The 9,960-nt window shown below is 66.6% G+C and carries 12 protein-coding genes; 3 read left to right on the forward strand and 9 right to left on the reverse strand.

Annotated features, from left to right (window positions below; translation table 11 throughout):
* The 9 genes from VFO93_RS07150 to VFO93_RS07190 form a co-directional block, all read right to left on the reverse strand.
* Window positions 1–255 (reverse strand): PAAR domain-containing protein (locus VFO93_RS07150; protein WP_325133664.1); only part of this gene is annotated, 255 nt, incomplete at its 3' end.
* 71 nt (window positions 256–326) lie between these two features.
* Window positions 327–2,108: a type VI secretion system tip protein VgrG gene (gene vgrG, locus VFO93_RS07155; RefSeq protein ID WP_325133665.1), complete on the reverse strand. Its 1,782-nt coding sequence runs from the start codon at window positions 2,106–2,108 to the stop codon at window positions 327–329.
* Between the two features lie 41 nt (window positions 2,109–2,149).
* The gene (locus VFO93_RS07160) at window positions 2,150–2,857 is read right to left on the reverse strand and encodes a LysM peptidoglycan-binding domain-containing protein (RefSeq protein ID WP_325133666.1); all 708 of its coding nucleotides are present in this window, start codon (window positions 2,855–2,857) and stop codon (window positions 2,150–2,152) included.
* A gap of 44 nt (window positions 2,858–2,901) precedes the next feature.
* A complete protein-coding gene (locus VFO93_RS07165; protein ID WP_325133667.1) occupies window positions 2,902–3,093 on the reverse strand; it encodes a DUF5908 family protein in 192 nt (63 codons plus the stop codon).
* Between the two features lie 46 nt (window positions 3,094–3,139).
* The gene (locus VFO93_RS07170; RefSeq protein ID WP_325133668.1) at window positions 3,140–3,592 is read right to left on the reverse strand and encodes a phage tail protein; all 453 of its coding nucleotides are present in this window, start codon (window positions 3,590–3,592) and stop codon (window positions 3,140–3,142) included.
* A 3-nt stretch (window positions 3,593–3,595) separates the two neighbouring features.
* Window positions 3,596–4,030, reverse strand: a complete 435-nt coding sequence (locus VFO93_RS07175) for a phage tail protein (protein WP_325133669.1) — start codon at window positions 4,028–4,030, stop codon at window positions 3,596–3,598.
* A gap of 216 nt (window positions 4,031–4,246) precedes the next feature.
* A complete protein-coding gene (locus tag VFO93_RS07180) occupies window positions 4,247–5,968 on the reverse strand; it encodes a phage tail sheath family protein (protein ID WP_325133670.1) in 1,722 nt (573 codons plus the stop codon).
* A 49-nt stretch (window positions 5,969–6,017) separates the two neighbouring features.
* Window positions 6,018–6,794, reverse strand: coding sequence for a hypothetical protein (locus VFO93_RS07185; protein WP_325133671.1), 777 nt, complete (start codon window positions 6,792–6,794; stop codon window positions 6,018–6,020).
* Window positions 6,795–6,809: 15 nt separating this feature from the next.
* Window positions 6,810–7,400 (reverse strand): DUF4255 domain-containing protein, encoded by a 591-nt coding sequence (locus VFO93_RS07190; RefSeq protein WP_325133672.1) that lies wholly within the window; start codon window positions 7,398–7,400, stop codon window positions 6,810–6,812.
* Window positions 7,401–8,080: 680 nt separating this feature from the next.
* Here VFO93_RS07190 and VFO93_RS07195 point away from each other — a divergent pair.
* The 3 genes from VFO93_RS07195 to VFO93_RS07205 all read left to right on the forward strand — a co-directional run bounded on the left by VFO93_RS07195 (window position 8,081) and on the right by VFO93_RS07205 (window position 9,887).
* Window positions 8,081–8,548, forward strand: a complete 468-nt coding sequence (locus VFO93_RS07195) for a M15 family metallopeptidase (protein ID WP_325133673.1) — start codon at window positions 8,081–8,083, stop codon at window positions 8,546–8,548.
* A 343-nt stretch (window positions 8,549–8,891) separates the two neighbouring features.
* Entirely contained in the window at window positions 8,892–9,419 is a 528-nt protein-coding gene (locus VFO93_RS07200; RefSeq protein WP_325133674.1) for a hypothetical protein, read from the forward strand.
* Window positions 9,420–9,452: 33 nt separating this feature from the next.
* Window positions 9,453–9,887: a hypothetical protein gene (locus tag VFO93_RS07205; protein WP_325133675.1), complete on the forward strand. Its 435-nt coding sequence runs from the start codon at window positions 9,453–9,455 to the stop codon at window positions 9,885–9,887.
* Window positions 9,888–9,960: the final 73 nt, after the last annotated feature.

The raw sequence follows: 9,960 nt of genomic DNA on the forward strand, positions 1-9,960 counted from the left end.
CCGGCCGCCGTGGGCCGTGGCATCGCCCAGGCGGGCGGCCGGGGCTCCGGCCAGCAGCACCGTGGCCGAGCCCGCCGCGATGGTATCGGGCGGCCCCGTGCACACGGCGTGGTCGCCGACGCGGGCGGCGGGCTGCCCCCCAATCAGGACGGTGGGGGCCCCGGGGCCGTTGATGGGGCCGCCCACGTGGGGCGTATTGCCCGTGAGCATGGGGCACACGTGCATGTCGGTGAGGCGGGCGGCGGGCTGACCCATACGCGGCAAGAAATGAGTATTGCTATTTGAAAGCCACTTGATTGGCTGGAAGAAATTCGGGCGGCCGGGCCTCAGTTAATCATCACGGTGGCGCCCTTGAGCACGGCCGTAGCGCTGCTGCTCAGCTCTACCCCACCCGCGCCCGTGGCCTTGAGCTGGGCCTGGGCATCCAACCCCACGTTTTGGGCGCTGAGCTTGGCATCGGTGGTGGCCTTGAGGGTGATGGCCTTGCTGCTTTCGAGGCTGATGCCCTCCTGGCCGAGCACGATTTTGTTGCCGTGCTGGTCTTGCAGCGTAATGCCCTTGGCCTCGTCGTCGAGCTTGAGCAGGTTACCGCCGGGGGTGGTCAGGGTCAGGCTTTTCTTTTCATCGTCGAACACCAGCTGGAGCTTGCTGCGCGACACGTAGCCCTTGAGGGGGTTGGCGTCGGCGGTTTTGAAGGGTGGCGGCACGGGGTGGCGGCTGCCGTGCAGCGCGCCCAGCACCACAGCCTGGCGGGGGTCGTCGTGCAGAAAGCCCACCACCACCTCGTCGCCCACCTCGGGGCGGAAGAAGAAGCCGCGCTCCTTGCCCGCATCCACGCTCAGCAGGCGGGCCCGGGTGCCGTCGGCGGCGGGGTCTACCAGCGGCAGGCGCACCAGGATGCGCTCTTCGCCAGCGGGGTCGCCGGCCAGCGCCGTCACCACGCCCAGCTGCAAGCCCCGCAGGCCGGTCACCAGGCCGCCGGCGGGCGGCGGGCTCAGCTCGGCCGGGCCGGGGCCGCCGGGCAGGCTGGCTGCCAGCGCGCGCGGGTCGAGGCCGAGCTGGGCATCGGTCACCCACGTGCCCTGCTCGATGCGGTGGCTCACCCCAGTCACGTAGGCCAGGCCGCTAAAGCGCTTGCCCAGGCCATCGAGGCGCAGCGTGGTGCCGGGCTTCACGGCAGCGTTGCCGTAGAACTGCACCCGGCCCCGCACCTTGGCCAGCCGGTGGCGGGCCAGGGAGGCATTGGCCCAGGCTTGCAGCTCATCGGCGGGCAGCGCGCCATCGTAGCGCAGCACGGGAGTGGCCCCATGCACCGCGCCCAGCTCGCGGCTGCCCAGGTTGCCGAGGGCGTTGCGCACTTCCTCGGTGGCCTTGGCGGTGGCCGGGGCCCCTTTGGCGGGGTCCCAGGCGGTGGCGCTGAGGCCGGCCACCTGGTCGCGGGCATCTACCTCGGCGTCGAAGCTCAGCACGGTGGCCCCGTAGAGGAGCTTCACGGCCGGCACCTGGCCGAGCTCGGGCTTGGCCAGGGTCAGGCGGCCATCGCTCACGAAGGCCAGCTGCCCGTTGGCCGCCGCCCGCAGCAGCAGAAAGTCCCAATCGGTGGCATCGTACTGCACCAGCTCGGGGTGCGTGACGCTGGTAGCGCCGGCCTGCACCGCAAGGCCGCCGTAGCGGCCCACGATGGCCCGGGCCACCTGGCTGTCGGTCTGCTTGGTGTAGTAGCGGCGCTGCGGGGCCAGGGTGGTTTTCACGAAGGCGTCCTTGCACGTCACCGTGAGGCGGGGCTGGCCGCCGGGGCGGCCCTCGATGGCCTGCTTCATCACCAGGCCCTTGAAGAGCACGCGCTCGGCCCGGCCCATGTAGCCGGCCGAAATCTCGACCCGGCTGCCGGGGGCAAACAACGCTCTGTCGCTGAGCTTGAACTCCGAGGTAGTAGGGTCGCCGTCGCTGAACACAAGGTGAGCCGTGGGAATGCGGTTGGCCTCCTTTTGCACCCGCACGCTCAGGGGCAGGGTTTCGCGCGAGAGGGCCAGGCCGTTGACCTTGATGGTAAAAGTGGGCAGGCTGCGCGGGCCGTCGATGTCGGGAATGCGGGAGGCAAGGGCCATGAGAAGCAGGGCAAAAAGGGCGGTAAAAGGCCGGGGTAAAATCAGGCCGCGGCGGCCTCGGTGTCGGTGGGCACGAGCGGCGGAAACGCCACCTGCTGGCCCACCCGCAGGCGGCGAAAATTGACGAGCTGGTTGGCCTCGGCCACCTTGCTGTAGAGCGTAGCATCGCCGTACACCTGCTCGCAAAGCAGCGGCAGCGTGTCGCCGGCCTGCACAGTGCGGATGTGGGTGAGGTCGGCCGAGAGCGCGTTGGACAGGCGCGTGAGCAGCGAGTCGGCTACCACTTCCTTGAACGCCACCCGGGCCGTGGCCCGCAGCGGCACGCCCTCGGGGCTGAACAGCTTGTACACTAGGCTCAGGCTTTCGAGCTGGCCCTGAAAGAGGAGCGAGCCCCATTGCAGCAGCACGAACGGCGAGCGGTGGCTGCCGCCGAAGTAGTCGTAGGCCGTCTTCTTGAAGAGCTTAATCTGGGCCGGCACGCTGGCGGCCTTGGCCAGCGAGGCCGGCGCGTCGCCGATGGCCCCGGTGCCGTCGAAAATGATTTCGAAGCTGAGCCGGCGGGGGTTCATCCCGATGTAGATTTCCTGTTTCCCATCGCTGCCCGAGGGCTGCTCCTTGTTGAGGTCGATGGTGTGGTCGAGGCTGTAGCTTTCGGGGTTGACCTGGGCCGTGAAGGCGGCGAAAGTAGGCTTCAGGAATTTGTCGTCCCGAAAGCCCACCATCTTCATTTTGAGCAGTGCGCCGAGCATAAGCAAGAGAGAAAAAAGGCGGGAGAAAAAACAGCGGCCCGGTTCTAGCGCTCGGCCTGCTCGCGCAGCACGGCCAGCACCTGGGCCACGCAGCTTTGCACGAGGCGCTGGGTTTGCAGGCGGGTCAGCACCAGGGCCGCGTCGGCGGCCGGGGCGTCGGCGGCAGCGTCGGCGGAGGCCGGGGCCGGCGCGTCCACGGTGGCGGTGATAACCAGTTCTTTGATGACGACGGGCATGGCCGAAAAAGGGGAAAAAGCGAGGAGTAGGCGCGGCGGGGCCGGGCTAGCTGCGCAGGGTGCGGGCGTAGCGGTACGACAGGGTCAGGGTTTCGAGGGCCACGGCGTTTTGCTCGGCGTTGAAGGCGCCCACGTCCCACTTTTTGGGGAGCGCGTGCACCACCTGCCAGGCCAGCAGGGGCTGGTGCTGGGCGTTGAGCAGGGTCACGACCAGGTTCAGGGGCTGAAAGCTGAAGTCGTCGAAGGCCGCCCGGGCCCAGCGGTACACGCCCGAGGTGGGCAGCAGCGCCCGCTTCAGCACGAGGTCGCCGGCCTGGGCGCGCACCGGCAGTTGGTGCGCGAAGCGGTTTTCACCCCCTTCGCGCACCGTTTCATACTGCATTTCGGTGGTGAGGCCGGCCACTTCCTGGAAGCGAACGTCTTGCACCGACTGGCCGCGCAACTCAAATGCTACCCGGAAGTGAAACCCCGGCGGCGGGTAAAGTAGCTGGCCATTCATCGCTTAGTCGCCGTTTTGGATGGTGAGCCCTTCGTGTACCAGCTCGATGCTCTCGATGAGCACCTCGTTGGCATCCGACTTGAGGTCGCCCGACTGCACCTTGTTGGGCCAGGCTTGCTTTACCTTCCACACCACCACCGGGTCGTGCTTGTCGTTGAGCAGGCTGATGACCACGTCGCGGCGCTCCACCGTGTTCATGGCCACCGTGTTCCACCACTTCTGGAAATCGTTGTCGCCCTGGAAGGTGCCGCGCTTGAGCGTGATGTTGGAAAACTTCTGCAAGCCCGGCATCTTGATTTTGTGAAACTCGGGCGAAGCACCATCGCGGTACTCAATAACGTCGGCTTCGACGTTGAGGCCGGTTACTTCGGTGAAGCTCACCTTGGAACCGCCCCACTCTACTTGAAAATGAAACTTGGGAATGGGATAATTTGCCATGATTGAAAAAGGCGGGAAAACTGAAAATTTATAAATAGAAGCTGCCCGGTGGCCCGCCGGGGCGGGTAGCGCCGGCACCCGCGCCGGGCCGGCTTGTGCAGCACGCGGCCACTTGCATATTGGCCGGGGTGCTTGCCACGGGGGCGAGCCGGCCGGCTACGCCAGGGTCGCCGGCGCTACCCGGCCCGGCGGGCCGGGGGCAGCAGGGGGCCAGGGCTAGGCCTCCTGCATCTTGTGCGCGAAGCGCAGCACGATGAACTCGGCGGGGCGCACCACGGCCATGCCGATTTCGATAATCATGAAGCCGCTGAGCACGTCCTGCGGGGTCATGGTCTGGCCCAGGCCCACGCGCACGAAGAAGGCGTTGTCGGCCTTGGCCCCGGCCAGCGCGCCGGCGCGCCATTGCAGGGTCAGGAAGTTCTCAATCATGGCCCGCACGCGCACCCAGGTGTTGGCGTCGTTGGCCTCGAACACGAACTGGGCGGTGGCTTTCTTAATCGACTCCTCGGCCATGAGGAAGAAGCGGCGCACGGACACGTAGCGCCACTCGTTGTCGGAGCCGGCCAGCGTGCGCGCGCCCCACACCAGGGTGCCCTTGCCGCTGAAGGCGCGAATGGCGTTGACGGACTTGCCGGCCTTGGGGTCCACGTTCATGTCCTCCTGCTCGGCGTCGGTGATGGCCACCACGGGGCCGTTCACGTAGGTCAGGCCCACGTTGGCCGGCGATTTCCACACGCCGCGGTCGGCGTCGGTGCGGGCGTAGATGCCGGCGATGGCTCCGCTCGGCGGCACCACCGCGCCCTGCGCCTCGGCGGCGGCCACGATGGCCGCGTAGAGCGGCGTGGTAGATTTGAGGGTAACCAGCTGCTCGGCCAGCCGCTGCTCGGTTTGGGCCAGCAGGCGGCTCATGTCGCGGCTGAACTGACCAAACAAGGGGTCAACATCAGCGGCTTGGCTGGCATTGGTTAACCCACTGATAGCGGTCTGTAGCGTGCTGGATGCCGACTTGTACGGGTTAATTATTTCAACCCCTGCCTTACTGGCAATGGTAATGCCCGTAAGTACGCCGAGCTTGGCTTGCGCAAATTGCGCCTTGTTGGAAGCTGTCGGATAGCCATCAAGCTCAAAAACAAGTTTCCGCAGGGCGGCCACTTCCTCGCCCAGGCTGATGCCGTCGGTGATGGGGCCGCCGTCGCCCCCGGCTGCGTTCACGGCCGCCGCCAGGCTCAGGCCTCCTACCTTCACCTTGCTCAGGTTGACGGTCAGCGGCAGGCTCGTTTGCAGGTACGGGTAATAGGCAGCCGCGTAGTTGGGGTACGAAATGAGGTTGTCATTGCGGAAATCCTCCATTTCCTTCTGAATGGTTTTCGGCGGCCCGCTGTATAGGTTATCCATCGGCACATCCAGAATGGCAAACCGGTCTTGCATGGCGTGGCAGTGCTGAACCGCCAAATTGTATGCATCTCGCCGACGCGATTTCATGCGCAGAATATCGGGCATGACAATCAGGGTCGGTTCGTCAAATTTTTTCAAAGCGTCCAGCGCATTGTTAAAATCATCGTATAGCAGGTCTTTCGAGTAATTGCCCGTCGAAACCACGTAGCATTTCTCGCCGCCATTGGCGAAATAGAGCTGGATGCTGTCGTAGAGGTAGGGGCCCTCGGCGGCCTGGATGCGCTGCACGCCGTTGTTGGCGTCGAGCGTCACGGCCAGGGCGCGGTCGGGCGCGCCGCCGAAGTAGCTGCGGTACTCCGCCATCGAGGTGATGCGGGTAGGCGTGCCCTCGATGGACTGGCCATCTTTGCGGCTCTGGCGCGTAGGCCCGATGAAGGCCGGCACGGCCGTATCGACCTGCGCCACGGAGGGCGGAAACAGCGACATTTCGTCGATGTAGACACCAGGGGTCTTGATGGTGCCAAGATTTAACGTACTGGCCATAGGGTTGAGAAAGGGGTTGGTAAAAAGGGGTACTTAGGGGTGATAAAATTTAGTAAATGACTGAGTAGTAAATACCATCGGGGCGCTGCTCGGTGGTGGCGGGCGAGGGGTTGGGCAGGGTGGCATGAGCCCCATCGGGCACCACGCGCCCGTGGTGCACCAGCGGCAGCGGGTTGGGGCGCACGGGGCTACCCTTGTATTCCCACGTAGTGCGGCGGTTGTCGAACACGTGCCGGAAGTGCCGCGGGTCGGGCAGCGTGCCCGGCGAGGAGAGCAGGCGCAGGCGTAGCACGGCCAGGGGCCGGTCGGGGGAGGCAGCCGCCGGCCAGGGCTCCAGGGACTGTTTCAGGGACACAAACGGCGCAGTGGACGCCGAACCATCATCCTGCTCATCGTAGGATAGCACCAGCACCTGGCCGGCCGGGTTCGTGGGGCTGGGCACCAGGCGGGCGAACTCGTAGCCAGCCCCAGGGTCGGTGTAGAGGGGCCAGGCCGGGTCGGTGAGGTAGAGCCAGAAGGTGAGCTCCGTGCTGGCGTCCAGGGGCACGGCGGGCGCGGTGCCGGCGGCATCGAGGGCCTGGGCCACGCGAAAGCCCTCGGCGAGGGGCCGCAGCAGCAGGCGCTGCTCGGCCAGCAGGGCGCGGGTGGCGGGGCTGGGCTCGAGGCGGCAAAACTGGCGCAGGTCGTAGGCGCGCCAGGCGGCCATGACGCTGGGCGAGGTAGGGGCGTCTTCGAACTTGGTAGTGCCGACGTTGAGAAAATAGCGGTGCAGCAGTTGCACCTCAAGCAGGGTATGGTAGCCCGTGCGGAAGACTTCCGGCGACATAGCGAGGCGGCTTGGCTAGTTGGTAGACAAAGGCGTGATGGTAGTGCGGCGTTCGATGAGCGTGATTTCGGGGCCGTGGCCGAGCTGGCCTTGACCCTGCTCTTCGACCACGCGCACCTTGTAGAGCACGCAGGGCTGCTGCTTGCCGCCGAGCGTGCCCCAGAGCTGGCTCAGCTTTTCGAATGAGAGCGAGTAGAGGTCGAGCGAGAGGCGCAGGCGCGCCGCGCCGGGGTCGTCGCTGGCAAAGCCGGCCTGGGTGGCGGGCGAAAGCACGTGCTTTTGCTGGAAGCACTGCACCACCCAGGCCAGGCGCTTGAGGGCCGTGGCGTAGGTAGTAGGGCTGTCCTGGCCGCCCGCGCTCACCAGCACGTAGAGGTTGAGGAAGACGGGCGGGTTGACGAGGTCGTAGCCGCCGGTGGGGTTGCGCTGGTAGGGGCTGCTGTTGCGCAGGGTGGTTTCTTCTTCCACGTTTACCAGGCTCAGCAGCACCTGGCCGGCATTGCTGGTGGGGCTGCTCAGCTCTACCTGCACCTGGGTGTCGCGGCCCGAGTCGACGAGGTAGGCCGTCAGCTCGGCACGCAGCAATTGAAGGGCTTCGAAAATCATAAGAAGGATGCCAGAATGAAGAGGGAGGGCCGGGCCAGCGCCCGGGCGGCCAACAAAGCCGAAAAGTGCCCCGCCGCCTATTCCTCGGGGCGGTTGGTAGGGCAAAGGTTGGGCGGCCCCGGAGGCAGCGCAAACGGCCCCGCACACTCACGGCAGGTTTTGCCGTGAGTACGGGCTACCTGGCGGGCTACTGCTTGCGCATCTTCTCTGCAAAATACTTTAAACCAATTATTTGCCTAAAAAATAAGCCCGGCGGCGTGGGCGGCGGCAGCGGCCAGGCCGGCCCCGCAGCGGGGGGGTGCGGGGCCGGCGCAGCGGGTAGACGGCAGCGGGCAGGCGGCGTGCTTTGGGGGGGATAGCCGGCGCGTTCGGGGCGGCCGGCGCGTCTAGTAGGGAGCGGAAAGCGGGCGGGCCTGCGCCGCCGGCCGCGCCGCAGCGGGCGGCGCGAGCAGCGGCGCGGCCAGCACTCACGACCCGCTGTGCCGTGAGTGCCACCCGGCACGGGGGCAACTACTACCCCGGATTTGGCCCGGCCCGGGCAACACAGGAGCTTTGGAAAAACGAAGCCCTGCCGCACCCGCCGCGGCCCGGCTAAGCCACACGCACTTAGCACCCTGGCGCGCCGGGCGGGTGAGCTAAATTATTTCCCGCACCCCCTTGCTTTTACCCTGCTGCCCTGTATGACCGACTCTCAACGCTGCTTTGCGGCCTACGGCAACCCCAGCCTGCCGGCCTTCGCGGCCCAGTGGCTGGTGCGCCACCCGCTGCCGCTGGCCGTGCGGCCGTTTTTTCCGGCCTTCGCGGGCAAGCCCATCACGGCGCTGTACCTGCACCGGCTGGCCGCGCCGGCCCTCGACAAGGTGCTGCTGGAGCTGGTGGCCACCGGCCTGGCCCGCGAGCTGCGCACCTACGATGGCTGCTGGGCGGTGCGCTGCAAGCGCGGCCTGGCCGAGTACAGCATCCACAGCTGGGGGCTGGCCCTGGACTTCAACGCGGCCCTCAACCCGCTGGGCCGGCCCAAGGGCGGCCCCGGCATGTGGAGCGAGGCCTTTCTGAACGTGTGGCGGCGCCACGGCTGGACCTGCGGGGCCGACTGGAAGGCCCGCCCCGATGGTATGCACTTTCAGTATGTGCCCGGGGCTATTTGAGCGGGGCTGCTTAGGCAACCGCTGCCAGGCAAGCAGCTACGCCCTGGTAAGCCAGGATAAAGGCGACGGCTCAGCGCGGGCAACTGCTGCCAGGCAAATAGTTACACCCGTCATGCTGAGCGCAGCCGAAGCATCTCTACCGCACCGTTGCTAGGCGTCATGAAGCTACGCTCAGCATGACGGACGCAATCGGGCGGGCGTCAGGAGTTAGTTCAGCGATAGAGATGCTTCGACTCCGCTGCGCTGCGCTCAGCATGACGGACTTTATTCTGAATAACCGGCTTTATATGACTTCATACATTTTTTAACTTATAAATATTTCACCATCAATCATTTATACTTCGTGTCGCTACTCCTATCCCTTCTATTGCAACTACCCGAGCTGACGCAGGCCACGCACACGGCCGCCAGCGCCGCCACCACCCAGGTCAGCCAGCAGGGGCCGCTGTTTGCGGTGCTGTGGGCGCTGGTGCTGGTGCTGGTGGCCGTGTGCGTGAGTTTGTACCTGAAAGCCGAAAAGGCGCTGCGCGAGCGCCAGGAAGCCTGCACGGCCGCCGTGGCCGCCGCCCGCCACGAGTGGGCCTTGCAGCAGGCCCTCGACAACGGCCACGCCGCCGACATGCTGCGCCAGAGCCGCGAGCAGGAGCGCGAGGCCCTCGACCGCCTCGACCTCATCAACCGCGAGCTGCGCCAGCAGGAGGTAAAGAGCGTGGAGGTAATCGGGGGCGTGCGCACGGCCCTGAGCCAGCTCAGCGTGATTATGCACACGGTGCAAACCCAGCTGCAAGTAATCGAGGCCCTGCTGACGGGGCAGCACGCCCGCCCGCGCCCGCCGGCCCCCGCGCCCGGCTTTGATGCCCTGCCCCGCTAGCGGCCCGGCCGCCGCTTTTTACGCTTTTTGCCTATGTCTGCGCCCCCGCTCCTCATGCCCTCGGCCTACGCGGCCAAGGAAGCCCTGCTGCTAGAGCTGCAAAGCCCGCGCCTGCTGCCCCTCTCGCTCGACGAGCAGCCCTGCCCCGAATGGGTGCGGGCCGATTTTTTCTTTCACCCCTTCGCCAACATCGAGGGGCTGGCCGTGGCCCACCTGCTGGCCCCGCCGGGCTGCACGGCCCTGCTCACGCGCGGCGAAACGGGGGCCCACCACCAGCGCATGGCCCTGGCCCACCGCGTGCGCCTGTGCGTGTTGCGCGGGGCCATGCTGTGGTGGCAGGCCAGCTGGGGCCACGACCCGCGCCGCGTGCAGGCCGGCGACTCGCTGGCGCTGGCCCCCGGCGAGCAGCACGGCTTCGTGGTGCTGGAAGACATGCTGACTTACAGCCTACTGGTGCCGAACCTTTAACCTCTCTCTCCTGACCGGGCGGGCCGCCGCCGGCCCCGCCCTCCTTTGCCCCGCATGAACACCGCCCCTACTC

This window comes from Hymenobacter sp. (assembly GCF_035709525.1).
Lineage (GTDB): Bacteria > Bacteroidota > Bacteroidia > Cytophagales > Hymenobacteraceae > Hymenobacter.

Excerpts from the sequence above, each read along its gene's own strand:
- VFO93_RS07180 (WP_325133670.1), bottom strand. The coding sequence starts at position 5,968 with ATGGCCAGTACGTTAAATCTTGGCACCATCAAGACCCCTGGTGTCTAC.
- VFO93_RS07195 (WP_325133673.1), top strand. The coding sequence starts at position 8,081 with ATGACCGACTCTCAACGCTGCTTTGCGGCCTACGGCAACCCCAGCCTG.
- vgrG (WP_325133665.1), bottom strand. The coding sequence starts at position 2,108 with ATGGCCCTTGCCTCCCGCATTCCCGACATCGACGGCCCGCGCAGCCTG.
- VFO93_RS07160 (WP_325133666.1), bottom strand. The coding sequence starts at position 2,857 with ATGCTCGGCGCACTGCTCAAAATGAAGATGGTGGGCTTTCGGGACGAC.
- VFO93_RS07205 (WP_325133675.1), top strand. The coding sequence starts at position 9,453 with ATGTCTGCGCCCCCGCTCCTCATGCCCTCGGCCTACGCGGCCAAGGAA.
- VFO93_RS07185 (WP_325133671.1), bottom strand. The coding sequence starts at position 6,794 with ATGTCGCCGGAAGTCTTCCGCACGGGCTACCATACCCTGCTTGAGGTG.
- VFO93_RS07190 (WP_325133672.1), bottom strand. The coding sequence starts at position 7,400 with ATGATTTTCGAAGCCCTTCAATTGCTGCGTGCCGAGCTGACGGCCTAC.
- VFO93_RS07165 (WP_325133667.1), bottom strand. The coding sequence starts at position 3,093 with ATGCCCGTCGTCATCAAAGAACTGGTTATCACCGCCACCGTGGACGCG.
- VFO93_RS07170 (WP_325133668.1), bottom strand. The coding sequence starts at position 3,592 with ATGAATGGCCAGCTACTTTACCCGCCGCCGGGGTTTCACTTCCGGGTA.
- VFO93_RS07175 (WP_325133669.1), bottom strand. The coding sequence starts at position 4,030 with ATGGCAAATTATCCCATTCCCAAGTTTCATTTTCAAGTAGAGTGGGGC.